The following is a 23754-nucleotide window of genomic DNA, read 5'->3' on the forward strand; positions in this document are numbered from 1 at the left end:
TGACATGGTTGAGATAGATATCGAGAAGGAAAACAAAGCAATTGCTCAGGAATACAAAGAATTACTTCGCATTAGTTACCAGACCCTTACAACTGAAGACAAAAAACTGATCAGAAAAGCTTTCGATGTTGCTGTGGAAGCACATCAGGATCAACGTCGTAAATCAGGTGAAGCTTATATATTTCACCCCATTGCTGTCGCTAAAATTGTGGCTGGTGAAATCGGTTTGGGTGCCACTGCCATTGCTGCTGCCTTAATGCACGATGTTGTAGAAGACACTGATGTTACCGTAGAAGATATCGAAAAGTTGTTCAACCCTAAAGTTGCTCAATTGGTTGCCGGTTTAACCAAAATATCTCAGGTTAAAAAGGACATGAATATCTCTATGCAGGCGGAGAACTTCCGTAAGATGCTACTTACCTTGAATGATGACGTTCGCGTAATCATTATTAAGTTGGCCGACCGACTTCATAATATGCAAACCATGGAATCCATGGCCGATTACAAACAAGTCAAAATTGCTTCAGAAACCTTATACATTTATGCTCCTCTTGCCCATCGTTTAGGCTTGTACAACATCAAAACACAACTGGAAGATTTAGGGCTAAAATATACCGAACCGGCCGTTTACAATGATATCGTTAGTAAAATAAAAGAAACCAAAGAAGAACAGGACGCTTATATTAAAAACATTTCCGATGTGCTGAAAAAATCGTTGGATGAAGAAGGAATAGAATATATTATCAAAGGCCGACCAAAATCCATCTACTCGATTCGACGCAAGATGGCAGCACAAAACGTAAGTTTTGATGAAGTGTATGATAAGTTTGCCTTACGCATTGTTTACAAATCGAATCCTCACGATGAAAAATTTCTAGCTTGGAAAATCTATTCGGTAGTAACCGATCATTACCGCCCGTCTCCGAGTCGTTTGCGCGATTGGATTTCTTCTCCAAAATCAACAGGATACGAAGCGTTACACATTACCGTTATGGGACCATTGGGAAGATGGGTTGAGATTCAGGTGCGAAGTGAACGAATGGATGAAATTGCCGAAAAAGGATACGCAGCACATTACAAATACAAACAAGGTGCTAACGAAGAAAGCGGCTTGGATACTTGGTTGAATTTATTAAAAGAGGCTTTGGAAAATTCGGAAACCAATGCCGTAGATTTCGTGGAAGATTTCAAAATGAATTTGTATGCCAAAGAAATCTATGTCTTTACTCCGAAAGGAGAAATCAAATCCTTGCCAAAAGGGGCAACTTCTTTGGATTTTGCCTTTTCCATACATTCTGAAATTGGTGTAAAAACAAGAGGAACGAGAGTTAATGGAAAATTAGTTCCGCTGAACCATGAGTTGAAAAGTGGCGATCAAGTAGAAATTATTACTTCAGCCAATCAAAAGCCAACCGCCAACTGGTTGGATTATGTAACTACCGCCAGAGCTAAAAATAAAATTCGCAACGTACTCAACGAGAATACAAAGAAAATTGGTGAAGAAGGAAAAGAAATTCTGGAACGAAAACTGCGCCATTTAAAAATTACCCTGAACGAAACTACGGTCAACGAATTGGTTGCTTTTTTGAAATTAAAAACCAGTTTAGACTTGTTTTATCGTGTTGGTATAGGATCTGTAGACAATCAGCAATTGAAAGATTATGCGGCTCAAAAAAGCAATACCTTTTTCAATTTCTTCAAAAATAAAATCAAACGAACTCCGACAAATCCGGAGATGTTGCAAAAAGACGAACTCACTAGCAATTACGACTTGTTGGTGTTTGGTGTCGAACAAGATCGATTGGATTATAAACTATCTTCTTGCTGTAACCCGATTCCTGGTGATCCCGTATTCGGTTTTGTGACCATCAATGAAGGGATTAAAGTACATAAAAGAGATTGCCCTAATGCCATCAGTATGCAATCAAACTATGCGTATCGTATTATTCAAGCTAGGTGGATTGACTCTTCACAACAGGAATTCAAAGCGACACTTCAGATTACCGGTATGGACAGTATCGGACTCACAAACGAACTAACGAGAGTGATTTCGAACAATATGCATGTTAACATTCAAAATATTTCACTTTCTGGAGAAGCTGGTATTTTTAATGGAAAACTAACCGTTGTCGTTCCCAATAATACAGTACTTAAGAAATTGATTGACAACATCAAAAAAATTGACGGGGTAGACAAAGTGACTAGAGTTTACAATAATTAACTTAGTAGTCTATTCCTGATCCATTTCTGAAAACAACACCATTTTTATCTCAGCATTTTATTCGTAAAAAGATAATCGGCTGTCTGGTACCATGAAATGGCTTCATCGAAAAACGTCTTGTTTATTGGAATGGGCGTTAGACTATTGTCGGATTTATTCCAAGTATAAAAATTTTGTTTTTTCTGATCCGACAAAACCATCACTTTATCCTGCTTCATCAGTACTAATTTTCGATAAGTTCCCATCAAGGCTCTTTCTTTAAAATTATCTACCAGCACATTTTTCCCAAAGAAATTGGATTCATACTTCCAATTCAGCATCGAAAAGAACGTTGGAAACAAATCAATTTGAGAACATTGCTTCTCAATTTTTTGGTTCATCTTATTGGGCATATTGATAATGAAAGCGGGAATATGGTAATTGGCAACGTCAATTTCTTCTTTCCCTGCACTGCTCGCACAATGATCAGCTATAATCACAAAAACTGTATTTTTAAACCAAGGTTTTTGTTTCGCTTTTTCGAACATTTCTTTCAAAGCAAAATCGGTGTATTTTACCGCTCCATCACGACTAGTTCCGGATGGAATATCTATTTTACCTTCCGGATAAGTATATGGACGATGATTGGAGGTAGTCATTACGAAATTGAAAAAAGGAGTTTGATTTTTATAATGCGCATCGGCTACTTGAATCATTTTACGGTAAATATCTTCATCACAAATGGCCCACGTATTTTCAAAAGTCACTTCGCTATCGTTAATATTATTTCGAGTGGTTTTTATTTGATCGCTTAAAACACTCCCTCTACCCCTATCGTAAATAGTAAATCCATTACCACCGAAGTAAGCATTCATATTATCAAAGTAACCATCACCTCCATAAAAGAAATTGGAAGAATATCCTTTTGATTTAAAAACGTTAGATACGGTAAACAAATTTTGATTCTCCGGTCGTTTTACAATACTTTGACCCGGCGTAGGCGGAATACAGAGTGTCATGGCTTCCATTCCTCGAACCGTTCTGGTTCCGGTTGCATACAAATTATTGAAAAAGACACTCTTTTGCGCAATACTATCCAAAAAAGGAGTAATATTCTTCTTATTACCAAACTCCTTCATAAAACTACCGCTCAAGCTTTCTACCAAAATGAAAACTACATTCTTTTTGACTTCAGGTTGATTGTTTCCACTTTTAATCGTTCTGTGAATCGAGAAATCATTGAAACGAAACGTCGCATTATTTTCCTTCAAACTATTTTTCACAATGGCAAACGCCTTATTCTTATCTATCGAAGTATAAAACTCATCATACTTCATTTGATTGTTTCGAAAAGCGGCAAAAAAAGAATAGATTCCTGATTTGGAAATTTCCGAATTGTAACGGTTCGAAGACCATTCAGCCTGATTATTGGTAATACCCATTGCAAAAGTCAATACAATCCCAGCTACTACTAAAAGTAGAAGCACACGTTCTTTCCAAGTCGCTTTTGTTGTAAAAGTAATTGTGAATGATTTTCTTTTATTGAATAAAAACAGCACTAAAAAAGTTACTACAGTCACACCTAAAACCAACAAAGGCAAAGGATAGGATTCCTGAATATTAGACACTACTTCATGGGTATAAATCAGATAATCGACAGCAATAAAATTGAATCGTGTTTTAAATTCTTCCCAAAACGTTATTTCGGCAAAAAAAGTAAGCACCAAAACAAACACGGTAAGTGATGTAAAGCACCAAACCAACAATTTATCCAACCACGAACCAATCCATTTGTTCGGAAAAACGGCAAAATAAAGTGTTGCAGGAAAAACAATAAAGGCTATGGTTCCGATATCAAAAATAAAACCGGTGAAGAATGTTCGCAAAACCGTAAAAAGATTCCAAGACACGTCTTTCTTCTCCCAAACATAAAAAACGATACGTAAAATTTGAGAGGTAATTATAAACCATACCATAAAATGAAGCAAAACCGAGAAACGATTTCGCATACTATTCAATACCAATTTTATCATTGCTGAAGATTAAGTTTACAGCAAAGGTCCAATTGAAATTAGAAGAAATTTAGAATTTTAAAAATGCAGGGTGAAATTATGCTGTCCGTTTTCAAAACCATATTCAATTCGCCAATGGTTCAAATCGACAATTTTTTTTACGATAGACAACCCCAAACCGTTCCCTTTCGAAGAAGGATCAATCTTTGCAAAGCGTTCAAATAGTGTGGTACTACTAAGTGGTTTCGAACTGCCGGTATTCGAAAAGGAAAGCGAATGATTGTTTAATGCAACCTGTATCGTTCCGTTTTCAATATTATGATTGATTGCATTTAAAAATAAATTACTCACTAAAATTTCAAATAGTGATTGATTGGTTTTCTTTAGCACATCGTTTTCCAAATGGAGAGTAATGGTAATATTTTTGGAAAGCGCCTGTTCTTTAAAAAAGTCGGACTGATGGAGAATTGTGTCATTTAATACTACCTCTTCATCCACTACATACTGTTTGCTGTCTAATTTTGACAATAATAACAAATTACGGTTCAACTTACCAAATCGGGCTGTTCTTTCGTTGAGCTTATCCAAAAGTTCAAACTGTTCGTCATTCAAATCGGTGCGTTGTAATAATGTTTCGATTTTACCTTTAAAAATCGCAATGGGTGTTTGCAATTCATGAGCGGCATTTTCGATGAACTCTCGTTGACTTTGGAAGATGATTCGATTCTTTTGGATAAGATTTTGAAGGGCATGATTCAGTCTTTCAAATTCTTCCGTTGAACTGGCGATTAATTCGATGTCTGTTTCCTTATCAATTTCAAATCGTTCAATTCGATCCAAAGCCACATAAAACGGATTCCAAATCGTCTTCGAAATGATTTTGGTAATTATAAAAAAACCTAAAAATAACAGAAGTAGCAATGAAATAAAAAGCGTAACCGTACTAAATACCAAGTTTTCTTTTCCCACCATATTCATTCGGGCCGAAAAAGTATACGCTTTACCTTCAATTTGTATTGGAGATTCTAAAATTCGGAACGGTTCGACTTCTTTATTCACCGAATCATAAAAATTAAAATCAAACAAGGTATCCTTTACCTTACCATTTGCTTTTTCAATTTTCATATCGTGACTGAAATTATTCCAAGAAACGATATCTTTTTCTTTCAGTTTACGAAGAGTGTGATTCGTAAAATTATCCTTTAGAACCAATAGATCTTCATCGGCATCATTTTCAAAAAGAAAACTGGAAATGAGATAAAATGAAGGTCCGATACTTAGTAATACAACTAAAGCATACACAAAATAATAGTTCAGTGTTTTATGAAGTAATTTTTTAGTCATCTTCCCATTTATAACCCGTTCCATATACAGATTTGATATAATCGCTGCTTCCGGATTCTTTTAATTTCTTTTTTAGGTTTTTGATATGCGCGTATACAAAATCATAATTATCGAGCATATCGGCCATATCTCCGGAAAGATGCTCCGCAATGGCACCTTTTGACAATACTTTATTTTTATTCCCGATGAGAAACAAAAGCAAATCCATTTCTTTTTTGGTGAAATCAATTTTCTTCCCTTCAATTTTTACAGTTTTACCCAAAACATCTACTTCAATTTCATTAAAAACCACCAAATTATTTCCACCGAAATTCTTTCTTCGTACCAATGCTTGAATCCGAACCAGCAATTCAGAAAGATGGAAGGGTTTGGTGAGATAATCATCGGCACCAAGATTGAAGCCTTCGATTTTAGTTTCCAGAGTTTCCTTCGCCGAAATAATAATCACTCCGTCTGTTTTATCCAATGTTTTCAGCTTCTTGAGAATCTCAAATCCGTCACCGTCCGGGAGCATTAAGTCCAGAACGATACAATCATAATCGTACAAACTGATTTTATCGATAGCGGATTGGCAGCTATCATTCATTTCGCAAAGTATTTCATTTGACTTCAAATAGTCACGTATACTATTGGCGATTTCTTTCTCGTCTTCGATAATTAAAATTTTCATGATGCAAATAAGTGACTCAAATTTGAAGCAAAATTGAATTTGGCGAATCAATGAACTAATGTACTACATATTTCCTAGAATTCACAGTTACGCTCATAGCATCTCCTTACATTCTTGCCATCTTGCTTCCAGCATTTTTCGGTAGTACTCCAAAGTCTCCAATTTCATACGGTATTGCTCTTGAATATGCCAACCGCATTTGTATAATTTTACTCTTATCCGTTCTTCAATTACAATTAAAGCCTGCATTTCGTATGAAGATATATCTTCCTCTTGCTGTTTCCAAAACTCCAATGCCTGCAAAGCCATTACTACCGATGTATACTTCTCAGTAATCCTCTCAATCTGACGACGTATTTTTATTTGCTCGAATTCATTTTCCCTGATTTCATTCTTCAAAAATACTTTCATACTTTCTTCCTGTTCTTTAAAAAACGGCATCTTTTCCTTTACTTTTTTTTCAGCAGTTTCAGCATATTGACATCCTTCTCTCAACATTTTCATTGCCCGCACGGGTATATTCTTCTGGTCCAACTCATATAATGACAATTGGCTACGCGAAACTTTTAAAATTATAGCGGCGTCTTCCTGTGTAAGACCCAACATGGATCTAAAACTACTATTTCTATTCATCTATTTTATTTTTTTTATCAGAAAATTCTTAGTAGCAATTTTTAAGCCAGAAAAAAAACTTACTACTTTCAATCAGTAGCATTTTTTAAATATCAAAAAAAAAAATGCTACTCATGATTTGTAGCAATTTTTAAATAGTAAATTTTCTCTGCTACACAATCAAAACAAAACTACTTTTCAAAAGGAATTCTTATAAACAATCTGATGTCCATTCGTTTACAACTTTACTCCTTTCATAATTTTTTCTTTTAAACAAAAGAATTATCTTTGCAGGATATGACACAAATAGCTTCGGATAATACTTCAAATCAGGAAATTGTAAAAAATGTTTTTACACTGTACCTGGAACAAAAAGGCCATCGCAAAACTCCTGAACGTTATGCCATCCTTCAGGAAATTTATGATAGTGAAGAGCATTTTGATATTGAAAATCTGTATATCAAAATGAAAAACAAAAACTATCGCGTTTCCCGTGCTACTCTTTACAATACCATTGAATTACTTTTGGATTGTGGATTGGTGCGTAAACATCAGTTTGGTCAAAACCAGGCACATTATGAAAAATCGTACTTCGACAAGCAACACGATCATATCATCATGACCGATACCGGAGAAGTAATCGAATTTTGTGATCCGAGAATTCAAACAATAAAGCAAACCATGGAAGAAATCTTTGGCATAGATATCCAAAACCATTCGCTTTATTTTTACGCTACAAAAAAACAATAATTACAAATACAACAACACAACACAATGACTGTAGACTTACTGTTAGGATTACAATGGGGTGATGAAGGCAAAGGAAAAATTGTCGACGTACTAACCTCAAAGTACGACATTATTGCCCGTTTTCAAGGTGGGCCCAATGCGGGACACACTTTGGAATTTGACGGAATCAAGCACGTTTTAAGAACGATTCCTTCTGGAATTTTCCACAAAAACTCAATCAACATTATAGGTAACGGTGTCGTAATTGATCCTGTGGTTTTCATCAAAGAGATTGAAGGCTTGGAAAAATTCAATATCGATATCTATTCAAAGCTTTTAATTTCAAGAAAAGCACACCTAATACTTCCTACTCACCGCTTATTGGATGCCGCATCTGAAGCCGCAAAAGGGAAAGCGAAAATTGGATCTACATTAAAAGGAATCGGTCCAACGTATATGGACAAAACCGGACGTAACGGAATCCGTGTTGGCGATATTGAATTAGCCGATTTCGAAGAGAGATACCGTAATTTAGCCAACAAACATGAGGAAATGATCAAGTTTTATGATGTTTCCATACAATACAATTTGGCCGAATTGGAAAAGGAATTTTTCGATGCAGTAGCCGACTTAAAAAAATTAACTTTCATCGATTCTGAAGAATACTTACACCAAGCACAAAAAGCAGGAAAATCTATTCTATGTGAAGGTGCTCAAGGTTCGTTATTAGACGTAGACTTTGGAACCTATCCATTTGTTACTTCTTCGAATACAACAGCGGCAGGTGCTTGTACCGGATTAGGAATTGCACCGAATAAAATCAAAGAAGTATATGGAATTTTCAAAGCCTATACCACCCGTGTAGGTAGTGGGCCTTTCCCTACTGAAGATTTTGAAGAAGCTGGAGATACTATGGCTAAAGTGGGCAACGAATTTGGATCGGTAACCGGCCGTCAGCGTCGTTGTGGATGGTTGGATTTAGTTGCTCTAAAATACGCTATTCGAGTGAATGGTGTTACGCAATTGATGATGATGAAAGGTGACGTTCTTTCCGGATTCGATACTTTGAAAGTATGCACATCTTACCAATACAAAGGGCAAACAATTGATCATTTACCGTACAACATTGAACCGGAAAATGTAACACCGGTTTATACAGAATTCAAAGGTTGGCAAGCAGATTTAACGGGTATGAGTGCATACGACCAATTGCCAAAAGAATTGAAAGACTACATTGATTTCATTGAAAAAGAAGTGGAAGTGCCAATTACAATTGTATCAGTTGGCCCAGATAGAAAACAGACCATCACAAAATAATACAAATAAAAAAAACGCTCAGTAAGAGCGTTTTTTTTATATCTTTCTATTTATTATTCGATTACTAGATCTTTCTTCGTTACCGCTTTGTATTCTGCTCCAATTTTATCGAGCATCACTTTCCATTCGGCAGCATTTTGCTGAATGATATTGTTGAATTTTTCTTCAGCTTGAATTTTTACTTTACAATTCGCTTCAGTAACATTTTTCTCGTCAGCCGTTTTCAAAACCTCCATGAACTCCATAAAAGCTTTTCTCTTATTTTCTTCACAAGCCTTAATTTCATTACTTTCGATAATTCTCAATCCAAAATCACCCTCTTGAGTAGCATTCCATTTTTTTACTTTAGTAAGTTGCGCTAACGCTTTCACATACTTCGTCTGATTTGCTTCTTCTTGAATTTTACTTCTTGCCGATGCTTTTTCTACAGCGTCTTGAATATCTTTAACACCACATCCAGAAGATTGAGCGAAGGTTAACTGGCATGCAAAAGTGAAAAAAGAAATAATAAAAATTTTTTTCATCCGTTTATTAGATTTTTATTTAAAAACCAAAAATAGTTTTTTTAATTAGAATACAAATACATAGATAATGATTTGTAAAGTCCTATTGTTAGCTTTTACACAAAAATAAAGCCTATATTTGTAATTCTACATTACTATAATACAATGCCAACACGAATTTCAGCATCATTTCAATTATTCTTGAGAAAAATTTTACGTCGTTTTGAAATTTTCTTTTTTCTTGCCAAAGAAGTTTTATCAGAACGCAATTTCATTTATTTCTCCTGTGTAGCTGTTGCTATTTCTTGTGCATTTGCGGTAATACTTCTAAAAAGTTTTGCTCACAATGTTTTTTTGTGGGCCAACTACATCAATAATTATTTAAAATTACCTTATTCGAACAGTATACTTCCTATTGTGGGTATTATTTTGACTGTTGTTGTCATCCAACGTTTTTTGGGTGGTAACATCGAAAAAGGAAGTTCCCGTATATTACATTCGGTAGCCAAAAAGGGAGGAATTATACCCCGAAAGCAAATGTATGCACAAATCATAACAAGCTCACTTACAGTTGGTTTGGGTGGATCTGCTGGATTAGAAAGCCCGATTGTGATTACCGGCGCTGCTTTTGGCTCCAATTATGCTCAAAATTACAAGCTGTCGCAAAAAGACCGCATATTACTATTAGCCTGTGGTGTTTCGGCCGGAATTGGTGCTGCTTTCAATGCTCCTATTGCTGGCGTATTATTTGCAATTGAAGTCATACTGACTGATATTACCATTTCTGCCTTTATACCCATTATGATTTCAGCAGCAACAGGTGCCTTGATTTCTAAAATAGTATTGAGTAGCGACATCCTTCTTAGTTTCCAACAAGAACAAGATTTTAACTTTAGAAATACGCCTTACTATGTTTTACTGGGTATTTTAGCCGGTTTGGTTTCTGTATACCACGCAAGAACATTTCGAAAAGTAGAACATTATTTTGCTCATTTTTCGGAAAGAAAATATGCCAAAGCTATTTTTGGTTCATTGGTTTTAGCCGTATTAATTTTTCTTTTCCCTACACTTTTCGGTGAAGGATACGAAAGCATCAAAACGCTGTCTACTGCGCATCCCGAAGAATTATTAGACAACACTTTATTGGAAAGTCAAAAAAGTAAAGAGTGGGTACTATTACTTTTTGTTGGAGCCATTGCATTAATTAAATCAGTGGCAACAGGAATTACATTAGGAAGCGGAGGCAATGGAGGTAACTTTGCACCTTCCCTATTTGTTGGATCGTATCTTGGTTTCTTTGTGGCTAAAACTGTGGAAATGCTAGGACTTTCAAAATTACCCATTACCAATTTTACCATTGTAGGCATGGCAGGAATTTTGAGCGGTTTATTTCATGCACCGCTAACTGCCATATTTTTGATTGGAGAAATTACAGGAGGCTATGATTTAATGATTCCACTAATGATAGTTTCTTCCATTAGTTTTGCCATTTCAAAGCGTTTTGAAATCCATTCGATGGATGTAAAAACATTGGCAGACAAAGGAGAAGTATTTACCAGCGATAAAGACCGTAATATTTTGCAAAGTATCGATGCGTTAAATTTAATCAAAACGCACAACGAATCAGTTACCGAAGACACTTCATTGGAAAAATTGACAGCGCTTTTATCGTCTCGCAAACAAGAGATTTTTCCGGTTTTAAAAAACAGCAATCAACTGATTGGCATTATAGAGTTCAACAAAATCCGCGATGTGATATTCAATTCTTTTCAGGTAAAATATTCGACGGTTAAAGAATTCATGTACTATCCAGAAGTAACGTTAGAATATGACGAAGACATCGACTCTATTATGGAAAAATTCGATTTTTCAGATCACGAAACATTACCCGTACTTAAAAATGGTAAATTTTTTGGCTTCTTATCCAAACTAGATATTTTGGAGGCGTATCGTATCAAATTCAAAGAAATGGTGATTGAATAAGTGATAAATAATTCTTAATGCAATCCTGATTTGGCTGATTTTAGTTAATTTTGGCAAAAAAAATAAACATACTTTGAGTAAGATATATTTTCGAATTTTCCTTTTCCTACTGATTACTTGTCAGCACCAAGGCTGGTCACAGGTTAAGCCAGCACAAGCGACTCCTCCTGTAGACAGCAAGCAGATTTTTATTGAACATTCAGACTATTTGGATATTTCTGAAAAAGAAGTACCAGGCGCTGTTGTACTTACAGGAAATGTTGTAGTTATTCATCAAGGAGTACGTATGACTTGCAACAAAGCCTATCATTTTACCAAAACCAATTATGTAAAAGCCTTTGGAAATGTGAACATGGTTCAAGGCGATACACTAAGCATGAGCAGCAAATATGCCGAATACGATGGCAATAAAAAATTTGCTTTTGCCTCTGGAAATGTCATCATGACCGATCCAAAAATGACGGTTACCACAGATACCATCAACTTTGACAGAAACAGTCAGATTGCGTATTACAACACGGGAGGAACCATTCGTGATGCAGAAAACACATTAACCAGTAAGTCAGGAACCTACCATTTGAACCAAAAGAAATTCCAGTTCAACACCGCTGTAACGGTTAAAAATCCGACACATACCATTCGTACCAATCATTTGGATTATTACACCAATTCGGGTCATGCCTATGTATACGGACCATCGACAATTGCATCGGCTACCAATACAATTTATACTACCAAAGGATTTTACGATACTAAAAAAGACGAAGGAAAACTCCAGAAAGGTTCCAAGATCAAATACCGGGACCGACTCATAGAAGGTGAAGATTTGTACTATGACCGAAAAAAGGATTATGCACGTGCCATCAACAACGTAAAAATCACCGATACGGTCAACAAAATGGTGGTAAGAGGTCATTATGCCGAAGTTTTCAAACAAAAAGACTCGATCTATATTACCAAAAAAGCATTGGTATCAGGACTTTTTGAAAAAGATTCGGTTTGGTTTCACGCCAAGCGATTGGTCGTAACCGGAAAGCCACAAGAACGTATTTTAAGAGGTTACAATAACGCCCGATTCTTTAAAAAAGACATGAGTGGCAAATGTGATTCCATTCATTTTGATCAGAAAAAAGGATTGACACAAATGATTGGCCAACCTATTTTGTGGAATGGTAAAAATCAAATGACGGGTGATGTAATGCATTTGATATCGGATGCCAAAACGGAAAAAATAGATTCCTTAAAAGTACTAAACAATGCTTTTATCATTTCCAAAGACACTATTGGAAACGGATTTAATCAGGTGAAAGGACAAAACTTATTTGGTAAGTTCAAAGACAACAAACTGCACGAAGTAGATATTGTCAAGAATACCGAAGTACTATACTACATGAGAAACGACAAACAAGAACTCATTGGTATCAATAAAAATGTCAGCAGTAAAATCAATATGATCCTTAACGGGAATACCATCGATACCATTACTTTTTTCACCAACGTAGACGGTGATATTTTCCCGGAAAACGAATTGCCTGAAAATGCAAGGACGCTACGAGGATTTGTATGGCGCGGTGACGAACAACTTTTATCCGTTGACGATATATTCCCGAAAGAAGAACTCGAACTCGACGCCAAGGCCAAAGCGGAAGTTAAGAAAAAATCACTGGAACCGGATGCGCCAATGGAAGCTTCAAAGGAAACATTGGAATACGACAAACCGAAACCAACTGCTAAAAAACCGGTTGCAAAGAAGAAAAAATAAACAAGTAATGCTCAACGATTTCTACAAATACCAAGCCCAAACTTCCCCCTATCCATTAGGAATGGAAGTTTCTCACGCATTGGGCTCATATATCTACGATACCAAAGGAAAGAAATACCTGGATTTTGTTGCCGGTGTATCAGCATGTACATTAGGACATCAGCATCCGAGAGTTAAACAAGCCATTATTGATCAGTTGGACAAATATGCCCACGTAATGGTATATGGCGAATATGCGCAAGATCCATCGGTAGCCTTGTGCAAGTTAATGGCAGAACACATGCCTCCGCAATTGAATAAAACCTATTTAGTGAATTCTGGTACTGAAGCTACAGAAGGTGCTTTAAAATTGGCCCGACGTGTAACAGGAAGAAGCCAACTGATTTCCTGTTTTAATGCGTACCACGGCAACACTATGGGTTCGATGAGCGTGATGGGATTTGAAGAACGCAAGCAAATATTTCGTCCTTTGATTCCGGATGTAGATTTTATTACGTTCAACAACGAAGAAGATTTACTTAAAATCACCGAGAAAACAGCAGGAATTATCTTAGAAACCATTCAGGGTGGAGCTGGTTTTATACAGCCGCATAATGACTTTTTAAAGAAAGTCCGTCAACGTTGTGACGAAGTGGGTGCTATGATGATTTTGGATGAAATACAACCTGGTTTCGGAAGAACAGGGAAACTATTCGGATTTCAGAATTATGATGTGGTTCCGGATATTGTCGTAATGGGCAAAGGAATGGGTGGCGGAATGCCTGTGGGTGCGTTTACTGCCAATGAGAAGCATATGGATTTATTAAGCCACGATCCAAAACTGGGTCATATCACCACTTTTGGTGGTCATCCGGTAATTGCTGCCGCCTGTTTAGCCACTTTACAAGAATTGGTGGAAACCGATTTAATGCCGGAATGCTTGGAGAAAGAGCAATTATTTCGTAAATTGTTAGTACATCCTTTGATTAAAGAAGTACGCGGTGAAGGATTGATGCTTGCTGCTATGACAGAAAGTCCGGAAATCACCAATAAAGTAATCTTCAAATGTCAGGATAAAGGATTGATTTTGTTCTGGTTACTGTTTGAAGGCTGTGCTATACGCATCACTCCGCCTCTAACCCTTTCAAAAGAAGAAATAGAAGAAGGATGTGGCATTATTATTGAAGCTATGAATGAAGTATTGAGTGAATTGTAACGTTTTACTGATTACAGAATTCGATAAGTTTACTACAATACAATTATAGGACTGAAAAATAGCCCCGATAGAGCCGGTATCCTTTTTTGTTGAATTTCATTTTCACGGAATTTCGGAAAGATACAACAACAAAAAAGATAAAGGCGAAAGCGGGATCAGCTCCAAAAAAAAATAAAAATTGTTAATTAAATTGTTCACAACAATTGATTTTCAATACCAATAACAAATTAAAGGTTTCCTAATTTTATTAAGGATAATTCTAAAAGCAATGAGTATGCATTTGAGTCACGAAGAAGAAGATCGCAATTTATCCTTATCACGTTTTGAATCAATGTTGAAAACAAACAAAGTGTTGTTTTTTGATTCAGAAGAATTTGAGGATATCATACTACATTATATGGATATCGGAAAGCCGTCATTGGCTAAAAAAGCGCTCAAATTAGCTTTAGAGCAACATCCGAAATCAACAGGTTTACGATTGGTCCAAGTGGAAATGCTGGTTTTTGAAGACAAATTGGAACCCGCTGAAAAACTGCTTAACGAATTGTATGCTATAGAGCCTACCAACGAAGAAATTTACATCCAGAAAGCCAATATTTATTCCAAAAGAGACAATCACGAAAAAGCGGTTGAACTTTTGAAAATGGCGCTACGCTATACCGATGATTATGCAGATGTGTATAATTTGATTGGTATGGAATACCTTTTCATGGACGAATTGGAATTGGCCAAAGAAAACTTCATCAAATGTTTGAACGAAGAACCCGAAGAACAATCCAGTTTGTACAATGTTATTTACTGTTTTGAATTTTTAGAACAATACGAAGATGCGATTGCTTTTTTAACGAAATACATCGATGAAAATCCGTACAGTGAAATTGCGTGGCACCAATTGGGTCGTTTGAATTATTCGATCAAACGCTATGAAGAAGCGTATTTTGCTTTTGATTATGCCACTGTAATTGACGATCAGTTTATGGGTGCCTTCATGGAAAAGGCAAAATCATTGGAGCGTTTAAAAAGATACGAAGAAGCTATAGAAAACTATCAAGAAACTATTATTTTGGACGATCCAACTTCGTATGCTTTGTTACGTATTGGAAAATGTTTTGAAAAACTAGGTAACGAAATAGAAGCTTTAAAATTCTACAACGAAACCGTACATGAAGATCCACTTTTGGATAAAGGTTGGATTGCCATCACCGATTTATATTTTAAAAAGAAAAATTTTCAAAAGGCTTTATTTTTTGTCAACAAAGCATTAGCTATTGACAGTGAAAATAAAATGTACTGGAAACGATATGCTACCATAAATCGTGCTTTAAATTTTTATGAAGAAGCTGAAATGGGCTATCGTAAAGCCGTGGAATATGGCGATTATGAATTGGACACCTGGTTGTACTGGGTAGATATTTTACAATTCTTGGGTGAGTTTGATGTTGCCGTGCAAACCTTACTTCAGGCTTGCGAGTATTTCCCGGAAGAGCACGAAATCGAATACCGTTTGGCCGGTTTGTACTTTATGTTACACGATACTGAAAAAGGCTCTTTTCACCTTAACAATGGTTTACGCATCAGTTTTAAAAACAGAAATACTCTGGAAGAATTGTTCCCAATCATTTGGGAAAGAAAATCGGTACAGGATATTGTAGAACGCTATAAAAAATAATGAAAAACTATTTGGTTTTAATGGGATTACTATTTTTTTGTCTAAGTTTTGGACAAAAAAAGACCAATCCTCCAACAGCAACTGAATTAATTATTAACAAAGAAGAAAAAAACTACAATCCAGATATTAATGGAGACTCTTCGAAAAAGAATTCATTAGAATTAGAAGACTCTACTGTATTTTCTATAACAGCAATCGAAATAAAACCCGAATTCAAAGGAGGTAGTAAGAATTTCTACAATGTATTCAATAAAAGTTTCAAATTGTCTTCTAGTCTTGAAAACGATGTCAAAGGAAAAATTATAGTAGAGTTCATAATCGAAAAGAACGGAGAACCAAGTAATATTAGATTAGTTCGTGATTTACCTTATCCAGGAATAAGCATAGAGGCAATTCGAGTATTCAAAACCATGGGGAAATGGCAAGCAGGTATTCAGAATGGCAAACGTGTTCGAACTTCTTACTTACTACCCATTGAAATAGATATAAAAGCGAATACTGATTATAATTCCTATGTTCCTGAAAAGCAACCCCAAACCTTTGATACCACAAAATGAAAAAACTAGGTTTGTTAGGTAGAAATATCAACTACTCGTTTTCTCGTAACTATTTTGCCCAAAAATTCATCAATGAAGGATTATCGCAAGACTACAGTTATGAAAACTTTGATATTCCATCCATTGCTCAATTTTCATCCATTCTAAAAAACAATCCGACTACCATTGGGATGAATGTTACTATTCCTTACAAAGAAGAAGTCATTCCGTTTTTAGATCAATTATCCGAAAATGCCAAAGCCATTGGTGCCGTAAATACCATTAAAGTGTTAGCTGACGGTAAACTGGAAGGTCACAATACCGATTATTTTGGTTTCACCGAATCGTTAAAACCATTACTTGAAAGTCACCACAAAAAAGCACTGATTTTAGGCACAGGTGGCGCTGCAAAAGCGGTGGCTTTCGGCTTACAAACATTGGGCATCACTTACCAATACGTTTCCAGAAAAGCTTCAGACAAAACCATTGCATACGAACAACTCGACGCGGCAGTTTTCGCTGAATACACATTGATTATCAACTGTACTCCTTTAGGAACACACCCTAACATAGAAATTTGCCCTGACCTGCCCTACGATTGTTTTACTGAAAAACACATTGCGTACGATTTGATATACAATCCGGAAACAACCGAATTTTTAAAAAGAGCCAAACAAAAAAAAGCCGTTACTAAGAACGGCTATGAGATGTTAGTTTTACAAGCTGAGAAAGCTTGGAAAATCTGGACAGATTAGTATTTTTTCAAGTTTCTGGCAGCAGCAATTTTATCAGCGGCCAACTTTTTATACGTCGTGAATTGTTCTTCCGACAACAACTGTTGCATTTCGGCGTATTTCTTTTCTTCCAAAGCATCTTGCTTTTTAACTACTTCTGAAGAAGGAATATTCATTTCCATTAGCTCGTCATTCAAACCAACATACTTATTTGTCAATTGAAAATACTGCGCTTCCTGTTCCGATGATAATTTTAATACCGATACTTCTTTTTTGTACTCTTTACTGGTTCTCAAATCTTTGTTAGCAGTTTGGGAATAACCGGCTATCGACAATAACAATACCGATACAATGAATAACTTTTTCATAATAGTAGGTTTAACTGAATGTAAATTTATGAAATAAATTGAATTACACAATTAATCCAATTTATAACCTACCATAGAACGAACAATTTAAACCAAAATTGTGGTTATAATGGATTATGTTCCCTTTAAAACGGTAATTCACCAATTAAAAATTGTTTTATAACGGTTTTTACTTTTGATTTTAGTTCGATTTTAGTAACTTCGGCGGTAAATAACTGTAAATATCCTGCAAGATGCAAGAAGAAAAACACGATAACCTGTCAGTGGAGAGTACAACGACAGACGGAAATATTACTCAAAATGAAGCTGAAATTGTAAACGAAGCGGTTGAAGTAATTGAAAACCTTAATGCTGAAGTGAGCGAAGATGCTTCTATAGAAGAAAGTCATGACATTCCAATGAAAGACTATGAAACTTTGGACATGGATCAACTTGTTTTAGAATTAGAACATTTGGTGAGCCAAGAAAAGGTTATGGCAATTCGAAACCATGTTGAAGAAATCAAACAAGCCTTTTTATCAAAATACAATCATTTTATTGATGAAAAGAAAGAAGAATTTTTACATGAAAACCCGAATTCAAACGAAGAATTTGAATATCATTTTCCATTAAAAACCAAATTCGACTCGATATACAACAACTACAAAACTAAAAAAAGCTCTCATTTTAAAAGTCTAGAATCGGCTTTAAAAGACAATCTTCAAAAGAGACTGGCAATTATTGAGGAGTTAAAAACAATAATTAATCCCAATGAAAACATCAAAGACGCGTTAAAACATTTCAATGATTTACGTGAAAGATGGAAAAATGCCGGTCCTATACCTAAAGACAAATACAACCACGTTTGGAACAATTACCATTTCCATGTGGAAAATTTCTACGATATTTTACATTTAGACCGCGAGGCACGCGATTTGGATTTCAAACATAATTTGGATCAAAAATTAAAAATTATAGCTCGCGCCAAAGATCTATTAAACGAACACGATGTTTTCAAAGCTTTTAGAGAATTACAATCGTTACACAAAATCTGGAAAGAAGAAATCGGTCCGGTTTCTAGAGAACATCGAGAAGAAATTTGGAATCAGTTTAGCGAAATTACCAAACAAATGCACGATAAGCGTGAATCTATGTTTGGCCAAATGCGCGAAATCGAACAAGAGAATTTGAATAAAAAACGTGAAATTATTGCTGCTATTGAAGCAATCGCTACCGAAAAAGTAGAAGTACACACCGGTTGGCAGGCACAAATCAATAAAATTGAAGCGTTACGACAAGAATTCTTCTCAACAGGTAAGGTTCCCGTTGAAGTTAACGAGCAAACTTGGAGCGATTTCAAAACGGCTGTCCGCAATTTCAATGCACATAAAAATTCGTTCTATAAAGACATTAAAAAAGAACAGCAATCCAATTTAGACAAGAAAAATGCTTTGGTAGCCCGCGCCAGAGAATTACAGGAAAGTGAAGATTTTGCTGCTGCAACACCTGTAATGAAACAAATTCAGGAAGAATGGAAAAAAATTGGTCATGTTCCGAAGAAGTTTTCCGATGCTGTGTGGGCAGAATTCAAAGAAGCCTGCAATCACTATTTCGATCGTTTGCATGCGGCTAGAAATCAAAACGAAGAAGTAGAAATCATAGCTTTCGATAAGAAGAAAGAATATCTTGAAAAAATCAAAGAATTTGAATTTAGCGGTAATCATAAAACTGATTTAGATGCCATTAAAGCGCATATTGAGACTTGGAAAAGTTTCGGTAAAGTGCCTTTTGCAAGACGTCATATTGAAGGTAAATTCAATAAAGTGTTGGATGTATTGTTTGAAAAGTTGAGTTCAAGCAAAAAAGAAGCGGAAATGATGCGTTTCAATAGTCGTTTGGAACAATTAGGCAATGACAACCGAAAAATTGACGGTGAAAAGATTTTCATACAGCGTAAAATTGAAGAAGTACAGAATGAGATTTTCCAATTGGAAAATAATATTCAGTTTTTTGCCAATGCCAAGAAAGACAATCCTATGGTTGCAGAAGTGAAGAAAAACATTGACCGCCATAAGGAAGAATTAGCCACTTGGAAAGAGAAACTGAAACAGTTAAGAAATATGTAATAAAAAAGCCATCATTATGATGGCTTTTTTTTATTTCTTCTCTTCTTCTTTTTTTGTTTCTTTTTTGACTTCATTCGTAGGGACTGTTTCACCACTTCCTTCCTTAGTCACTTCTTGCGTTTTCGACTTTAAAAGCGTTCCTTTTGGCACTCTGTTGATATTAAATTTAGCTTTAAAACCTGTAGACAATCCCCATTTGTCTTCAGTAATCAACATCCCTTGTTCGTCAAAGAATCCAAATTCACCTGTATTAGGCGATAAAGCTCCTTCGTTTAATGCTTCAATTTCAATATGATTAATTCCTTCCAATAAACCAATATATAATTTATTCGAATTGGCTCTTAACTCTACCATTGTAACAACTAACTTTCCATCGACCCATACTCTAATTCTGTCTGCATCAATCTCACCAAAATCCCTATAGTTAAGAGAAATAGTTGCCGATTCAGTCTTAAATTCACCAAAATACATATGTCTTCTGAAATCTTTACTGTTATCGTTTCCTTCTTTAACAACCACATTGGATTTATTCATTTTTTCAGCATAAAGTTTCCCTACATTCAAATCGCTTTTAGGCTGATTGGACATTCCTCTAGGTTCAATTTTCGGTTCTTCATAAACCTTGGTTGGAAACTTGAATCTTTCAGGCTCAAAGGGTTGAGAAATCGAATATTGAGGATTGGCAGGAGCTGATTTGGCTTTATCATCCGGTTTAGGCAAATCGACTCTTGGCAATGCAACAGCCTTCAGCACTTTACCGTCCTGAGCATACCCTATTAAGGGCAAAAAAGAAAGTATGACTATTATTTTCTTCACAGCGTAAATCTAACAAAAATTATTCCAAAGCTCAATTATTCTTTTTCAAAACTATATTCCCTTTCTACAAGACAAATTCGGGTTCTATAGGATTGGTACCACTTTTCTCTGCCTTTTTGCTGCGCCATCAAGTGGTCAATGTTTTGTTTCCAATTGCGAATTGATTCCAAATTCTCCCAATAGGATACAGTAATACCTATTTGGTTGCGTGCCGATTCCACTCCTAAAAAACCATCTTGTTCTTTAGCCAGCTTTACCATTAAATCAGCCATTTCATCATAACCTTCTTCGATATCCGTGCGAACCGAGGTAAATATCACTGCATAGTAAGGTAGTTCCATTTTATAATCGTAATTTTTTAAACGCTGTAAAAACTGCATCGTGTAAGACATCACCATGGTTTTTCCCAGCAAACTGACAGAAATGAACCTCCTTGGCTGTATCCGAGGCTGATAGTACTTCATTCAACATTTTAGCATCATTCTCCATTACCTCCCCTTCAATGCCAATTCCGATGAATATTTTAAGTCTTTGTTTAAAACCTGCTTTAGCAAATTCAGGAGTTAATTTAAGTAACGATTGATTGTCCCACCAAAGACTTGGACTAATGATGATATAATTCGAAAAAAGCGTTGGTTTTTTAAACAAAATTTCGGCTGCCAGCAACCCACCCAATGATTGACCGATGATTGTTTTTGAATCGGTTGTTTTGTATTTATTTTGCACGAAAGGCTGTAATTCATTTTCGATGAAAGCAATGAATTTTGCAGAAGAACCTGTAGTTGGGTAATCTTTTTTATCTTGCTCGATTGTTGTTGGAAAAGTAAAATCCCGTTTTCTGTCCACGTTAGCAATACCAACCACTATTGATTTTGATACTACATTAACCCAATCAAAATTTCCATATTGTACCAAACCTGCGATATGGATAAAATCTTCATCGGCAGATCCATCAAGTAAGTAGATCACCGGATAGCTCTGATTCGCGTCATATCCGGCTGGAAAATAAACATTAAGCGTTCGTTCTTCGTTGAGTATAACTGACTTAATAGTTTCAATTTTCCCTAAAACAAAATCTTTGCTTTGGGCATTAGACAGTAATGAACAAATTAATAATACGGCGGATAACGCTTTTTTCATTATAGGATTTTATATTTTAAAGTTTTTTAGCTTCTTCCCAGAATACGTCCATTTCCGCCAATGTCATATCAGAAAGATTCTTACCCAGTTCGCTAGCTTTACCTTCCAGATAAGTGAAACGTTTAATGAATTTCTTATTCGTGCGTTCCAAGGCATCCTCAGGATTTATTTTTAAGAAGCGAGCATAGTTAATCATAGAGAACAATACATCTCCAAATTCAGCCTCTATTGCATCCTGATTACCATTTATAACTTCATGTTGTAACTCACCTAACTCTTCTTGCACTTTCTCCCAAACTTGTTCCGGCTCTTCCCAATCAAAACCAACACCTTTCACTTTATCCTGAATACGACTCGCTTTGACTAAAGCGGGTAAACTCTGGGGAACGCCTTCCAAAACCGATTTTTTTCCTTCTTTAAGTTTAAGCTTCTCCCAATTTTGTTTCACTTCTTCTTCGTCGGCGACAACCACATCTCCATAGATATGAGGATGGCGGTGGATTAGTTTATCACAAATATCATTGGCTACATCGCCCATGTCAAAATGTTGCGTTTCACTTCCTATTTTGGCGTAAAAAACTATATGGAGCAACAAGTCGCCCAACTCTTTCTTTACTTCATCCATGTCATTTTCCAAAATAGCATCGCCGAGCTCGTATGTCTCCTCAATGGTTAAATGACGTAACGACTGTAATGTTTGCTTTTTGTCCCATGGACATTTTTCACGGAGATCGTCCATGATATCAAGTAATCGGTTAAAAGCATCTAGTTGTTCTTGGCGTGTGTTCATAAAATAGTTTTACTTCATACAGTTCGACCTCAAGGTCGGAGTTGTGTAAAAATAACAAATCCTGCTGTAGGTTACCCACAGCAGGACTTATAATTATGTTAAAATTGGACTATTCTTTCGATTTAGTCGCTTTTGCTTTTTTAGGTTTTTCTTCTGTAGTTGTCTCTACTTTATCAGCTTTAGCTGCTTTTTTAGCTACCTTTTTAGGAGCTTCAGCTTCTACAACTTCAGCTACTTCAACAGTTGCTAAACCTTTAGCTTGTAAAATATTATACCAGTTTAATACTTTTTTGATATCCGAAGGATATACTCTATCTTGATCATAATCAGGTAAAACCTCTAAGAAATACGCCATCAAAGCTGCTTTATCATCTTTTAAAACAGGAGCCTGACCACCATTTTCTTTTGTAGCAATAGCATTCATTACTTCAACCAATGGTTTTTCTTCAGAATACGTATACATTGAGATTTCGGATAGCAAACTTACATTACTGCGCATGCCCACTGTTACTTTTTTACCGTCAACTAATGATTCGGCAACAAAGCCAGTACGTGTTTGCATTTTTAATTCATACAATCCCGGTTTACCAGAAACAGCTAAAATTTTTTCTAATTTCATTTTTGTAATTCTATATTGTTCAACTAATTATCTTCCTTTTTTTGGTGCTGCAAAACGCATACGGTAATCAGGACGAGCCTTTCCTTCCATTATATTTTGCAATTTCTTTTTTATTAACGTTTTTTTCAGTGTAGAAATTTTATCCGTAAATAAAATTCCTTCAATATGATCGTATTCATGCTGAATAACCCTAGCAATCAGACCATCATAAACTTCAGTTTTTTTCTCGAAATTTTCATCAAAATACTCAATGGTGATTTTTTCATTACGATACACATCCTCACGAACATCAGGAATACTCAAACAACCTTCATTGAATCCCCACTCTTCTCCTTCTTCCTTTAGGATTTTCGCATTGATGAATGTTTTTTTGAAACCTTTCAATTGATTTGCCTCTTCTTTGGACAAATCATCACTTTCACTGAAAGGTTCAGTATCAACAATAAACATACGTATCGCAAGTCCTACTTGAGGTGCAGCCAATCCAACCCCATGTGCATTATACATGGTTTCGTACATGTTTGCAATTACATCTTTCAAATTAGGATATTCCGGTGTTATGTCTTCTCCGACTTTTCTTAGAACCGGGTCACCATAACCTACAATTGGGTAAATCATTTTTACATTTATTTTAAGCGTTACCCTAAAAG

General features: G+C 35.7%; 22 protein-coding genes. 10 read left to right on the plus strand and 12 right to left on the minus strand.

The window, feature by feature from the left end:
• Positions 1–4 precede the first annotated feature (4 nt).
• A complete protein-coding gene (locus ACS8MM_RS05150) occupies positions 5–2221 on the plus strand; it encodes a RelA/SpoT family protein (protein ID WP_379713762.1) in 2217 nt (738 codons plus the stop codon).
• A gap of 44 nt (positions 2222–2265) precedes the next feature.
• On the opposite strand, the gene ACS8MM_RS05155 is transcribed toward ACS8MM_RS05150, so the two are convergent.
• The 4 genes from ACS8MM_RS05155 to ACS8MM_RS05170 all read right to left on the minus strand — a co-directional run bounded on the left by ACS8MM_RS05155 (position 2266) and on the right by ACS8MM_RS05170 (position 6730).
• A complete protein-coding gene (locus ACS8MM_RS05155; protein ID WP_379713764.1) occupies positions 2266–4209 on the minus strand; it encodes an LTA synthase family protein in 1944 nt (647 codons plus the stop codon).
• Between the two features lie 81 nt (positions 4210–4290).
• Positions 4291–5556 carry a sensor histidine kinase gene (locus ACS8MM_RS05160; RefSeq protein WP_379713766.1) on the minus strand — a complete coding sequence of 422 codons (1266 nt, stop codon included), beginning with the start codon at positions 5554–5556 and terminating at the stop codon, positions 4291–4293.
• On the minus strand, positions 5549–6226 hold the full coding sequence (locus ACS8MM_RS05165; protein ID WP_379713768.1) for a response regulator transcription factor: 678 nt from the start codon (positions 6224–6226) through the stop codon (positions 5549–5551). Before ACS8MM_RS05165 ends, ACS8MM_RS05160 begins: the two co-directional genes overlap by 8 nt.
• 93 nt (positions 6227–6319) lie before the next feature.
• Complete coding sequence (locus ACS8MM_RS05170) at positions 6320–6730, minus strand: hypothetical protein (RefSeq protein WP_379713770.1); 411 nt, start codon at positions 6728–6730, stop codon at positions 6320–6322.
• A gap of 405 nt (positions 6731–7135) precedes the next feature.
• Here ACS8MM_RS05170 and ACS8MM_RS05175 point away from each other — a divergent pair, with 405 nt between their 5' ends.
• Both ACS8MM_RS05175 and ACS8MM_RS05180 read left to right on the plus strand, forming a co-directional pair.
• Positions 7136–7588, plus strand: a complete 453-nt coding sequence (locus tag ACS8MM_RS05175; protein WP_379713772.1) for a Fur family transcriptional regulator — start codon at positions 7136–7138, stop codon at positions 7586–7588.
• Positions 7589–7612: 24 nt separating this feature from the next.
• On the plus strand, positions 7613–8884 hold the full coding sequence (locus ACS8MM_RS05180) for an adenylosuccinate synthase (protein WP_379713774.1): 1272 nt from the start codon (positions 7613–7615) through the stop codon (positions 8882–8884).
• 53 nt (positions 8885–8937) lie between these two features.
• Here ACS8MM_RS05180 and ACS8MM_RS05185 read toward each other — a convergent pair whose 3' ends face one another.
• On the minus strand, positions 8938–9408 hold the full coding sequence (locus ACS8MM_RS05185; protein ID WP_379713776.1) for a hypothetical protein: 471 nt from the start codon (positions 9406–9408) through the stop codon (positions 8938–8940).
• Positions 9409–9552: 144 nt separating this feature from the next.
• Between ACS8MM_RS05185 and ACS8MM_RS05190 the strand changes: the two genes are divergently transcribed.
• The 6 genes from ACS8MM_RS05190 (at position 9553) to ACS8MM_RS05215 (ending at position 17287) form a co-directional block, all read left to right on the plus strand.
• A complete protein-coding gene (locus ACS8MM_RS05190) occupies positions 9553–11370 on the plus strand; it encodes a chloride channel protein (RefSeq protein ID WP_379713778.1) in 1818 nt (605 codons plus the stop codon).
• A 73-nt stretch (positions 11371–11443) separates the two neighbouring features.
• Complete coding sequence (locus ACS8MM_RS05195) at positions 11444–13132, plus strand: OstA-like protein (RefSeq protein ID WP_379713780.1); 1689 nt, start codon at positions 11444–11446, stop codon at positions 13130–13132.
• Between the two features lie 7 nt (positions 13133–13139).
• On the plus strand, positions 13140–14327 hold the full coding sequence (locus ACS8MM_RS05200) for an aspartate aminotransferase family protein (protein ID WP_379713782.1): 1188 nt from the start codon (positions 13140–13142) through the stop codon (positions 14325–14327).
• 274 nt (positions 14328–14601) lie between these two features.
• Positions 14602–15996 (plus strand): tetratricopeptide repeat protein, encoded by a 1395-nt coding sequence (locus ACS8MM_RS05205; RefSeq protein ID WP_379713784.1) that lies wholly within the window; start codon positions 14602–14604, stop codon positions 15994–15996.
• The gene (locus tag ACS8MM_RS05210) at positions 15996–16553 is read left to right on the plus strand and encodes an energy transducer TonB (protein ID WP_379713786.1); all 558 of its coding nucleotides are present in this window, start codon (positions 15996–15998) and stop codon (positions 16551–16553) included. Before ACS8MM_RS05205 ends, ACS8MM_RS05210 begins: the two co-directional genes overlap by 1 nt.
• Positions 16550–17287 carry a shikimate dehydrogenase family protein gene (locus tag ACS8MM_RS05215; protein WP_379713788.1) on the plus strand — a complete coding sequence of 246 codons (738 nt, stop codon included), beginning with the start codon at positions 16550–16552 and terminating at the stop codon, positions 17285–17287. Before ACS8MM_RS05210 ends, ACS8MM_RS05215 begins: the two co-directional genes overlap by 4 nt.
• Here the strand turns inward: ACS8MM_RS05215 and ACS8MM_RS05220 are convergent.
• Entirely contained in the window at positions 17284–17634 is a 351-nt protein-coding gene (locus tag ACS8MM_RS05220) for a hypothetical protein (protein WP_379713789.1), read from the minus strand. The two genes, ACS8MM_RS05215 and ACS8MM_RS05220, sit on opposite strands and share 4 nt — an antisense overlap.
• Before the next feature lie 233 nt (positions 17635–17867).
• Between ACS8MM_RS05220 and ACS8MM_RS05225 the strand changes: the two genes are divergently transcribed.
• Entirely contained in the window at positions 17868–19739 is a 1872-nt protein-coding gene (locus ACS8MM_RS05225; RefSeq protein WP_379713790.1) for a DUF349 domain-containing protein, read from the plus strand.
• Between the two features lie 30 nt (positions 19740–19769).
• On the opposite strand, the gene ACS8MM_RS05230 is transcribed toward ACS8MM_RS05225, so the two are convergent.
• The 6 genes from ACS8MM_RS05230 to def all read right to left on the minus strand — a co-directional run bounded on the left by ACS8MM_RS05230 (position 19770) and on the right by def (position 23722).
• Positions 19770–20555, minus strand: coding sequence for a hypothetical protein (locus tag ACS8MM_RS05230; protein ID WP_379713792.1), 786 nt, complete (start codon positions 20553–20555; stop codon positions 19770–19772).
• Between the two features lie 35 nt (positions 20556–20590).
• Positions 20591–20896 carry an antibiotic biosynthesis monooxygenase family protein gene (locus ACS8MM_RS05235; RefSeq protein ID WP_379713794.1) on the minus strand — a complete coding sequence of 102 codons (306 nt, stop codon included), beginning with the start codon at positions 20894–20896 and terminating at the stop codon, positions 20591–20593.
• A 1-nt stretch (position 20897) separates the two neighbouring features.
• Positions 20898–21695 (minus strand): alpha/beta hydrolase, encoded by a 798-nt coding sequence (locus ACS8MM_RS05240; RefSeq protein ID WP_379713796.1) that lies wholly within the window; start codon positions 21693–21695, stop codon positions 20898–20900.
• Between the two features lie 16 nt (positions 21696–21711).
• Positions 21712–22485 (minus strand): nucleoside triphosphate pyrophosphohydrolase, encoded by a 774-nt coding sequence (gene mazG, locus ACS8MM_RS05245; protein WP_379713798.1) that lies wholly within the window; start codon positions 22483–22485, stop codon positions 21712–21714.
• 109 nt (positions 22486–22594) lie between these two features.
• Positions 22595–23104: a DUF5606 family protein gene (locus ACS8MM_RS05250; RefSeq protein ID WP_379713800.1), complete on the minus strand. Its 510-nt coding sequence runs from the start codon at positions 23102–23104 to the stop codon at positions 22595–22597.
• Positions 23105–23131: 27 nt separating this feature from the next.
• Positions 23132–23722: a peptide deformylase gene (gene def, locus ACS8MM_RS05255; RefSeq protein ID WP_379713802.1), complete on the minus strand. Its 591-nt coding sequence runs from the start codon at positions 23720–23722 to the stop codon at positions 23132–23134.
• Positions 23723–23754: the final 32 nt, after the last annotated feature.

This window comes from Flavobacterium sp. MAHUQ-57, assembly GCF_051908335.1.
Taxonomy (GTDB): Bacteria; Bacteroidota; Bacteroidia; order Flavobacteriales; family Flavobacteriaceae; genus Flavobacterium.

Excerpts from the sequence above, each read along its gene's own strand:
- ACS8MM_RS05190 (WP_379713778.1), top strand. The coding sequence starts at position 9,553 with ATGCCAACACGAATTTCAGCATCATTTCAATTATTCTTGAGAAAAATT.
- mazG (WP_379713798.1), bottom strand. The coding sequence starts at position 22,485 with ATGAACACACGCCAAGAACAACTAGATGCTTTTAACCGATTACTTGAT.
- ACS8MM_RS05200 (WP_379713782.1), top strand. The coding sequence starts at position 13,140 with ATGCTCAACGATTTCTACAAATACCAAGCCCAAACTTCCCCCTATCCA.
- ACS8MM_RS05215 (WP_379713788.1), top strand. The coding sequence starts at position 16,550 with ATGAAAAAACTAGGTTTGTTAGGTAGAAATATCAACTACTCGTTTTCT.
- ACS8MM_RS05205 (WP_379713784.1), top strand. The coding sequence starts at position 14,602 with ATGCATTTGAGTCACGAAGAAGAAGATCGCAATTTATCCTTATCACGT.
- ACS8MM_RS05185 (WP_379713776.1), bottom strand. The coding sequence starts at position 9,408 with ATGAAAAAAATTTTTATTATTTCTTTTTTCACTTTTGCATGCCAGTTA.
- ACS8MM_RS05165 (WP_379713768.1), bottom strand. The coding sequence starts at position 6,226 with ATGAAAATTTTAATTATCGAAGACGAGAAAGAAATCGCCAATAGTATA.
- ACS8MM_RS05250 (WP_379713800.1), bottom strand. The coding sequence starts at position 23,104 with ATGAAATTAGAAAAAATTTTAGCTGTTTCTGGTAAACCGGGATTGTAT.
- ACS8MM_RS05175 (WP_379713772.1), top strand. The coding sequence starts at position 7,136 with ATGACACAAATAGCTTCGGATAATACTTCAAATCAGGAAATTGTAAAA.
- ACS8MM_RS05150 (WP_379713762.1), top strand. The coding sequence starts at position 5 with ATGGTTGAGATAGATATCGAGAAGGAAAACAAAGCAATTGCTCAGGAA.
- ACS8MM_RS05225 (WP_379713790.1), top strand. The coding sequence starts at position 17,868 with ATGCAAGAAGAAAAACACGATAACCTGTCAGTGGAGAGTACAACGACA.
- ACS8MM_RS05180 (WP_379713774.1), top strand. The coding sequence starts at position 7,613 with ATGACTGTAGACTTACTGTTAGGATTACAATGGGGTGATGAAGGCAAA.
- ACS8MM_RS05160 (WP_379713766.1), bottom strand. The coding sequence starts at position 5,556 with ATGACTAAAAAATTACTTCATAAAACACTGAACTATTATTTTGTGTAT.
- ACS8MM_RS05220 (WP_379713789.1), bottom strand. The coding sequence starts at position 17,634 with ATGAAAAAGTTATTCATTGTATCGGTATTGTTATTGTCGATAGCCGGT.
- ACS8MM_RS05240 (WP_379713796.1), bottom strand. The coding sequence starts at position 21,695 with ATGAAAAAAGCGTTATCCGCCGTATTATTAATTTGTTCATTACTGTCT.
- ACS8MM_RS05155 (WP_379713764.1), bottom strand. The coding sequence starts at position 4,209 with ATGCGAAATCGTTTCTCGGTTTTGCTTCATTTTATGGTATGGTTTATA.
- ACS8MM_RS05210 (WP_379713786.1), top strand. The coding sequence starts at position 15,996 with ATGAAAAACTATTTGGTTTTAATGGGATTACTATTTTTTTGTCTAAGT.
- ACS8MM_RS05235 (WP_379713794.1), bottom strand. The coding sequence starts at position 20,896 with ATGGAACTACCTTACTATGCAGTGATATTTACCTCGGTTCGCACGGAT.
- ACS8MM_RS05170 (WP_379713770.1), bottom strand. The coding sequence starts at position 6,730 with ATGAAAATGTTGAGAGAAGGATGTCAATATGCTGAAACTGCTGAAAAA.
- def (WP_379713802.1), bottom strand. The coding sequence starts at position 23,722 with ATGATTTACCCAATTGTAGGTTATGGTGACCCGGTTCTAAGAAAAGTC.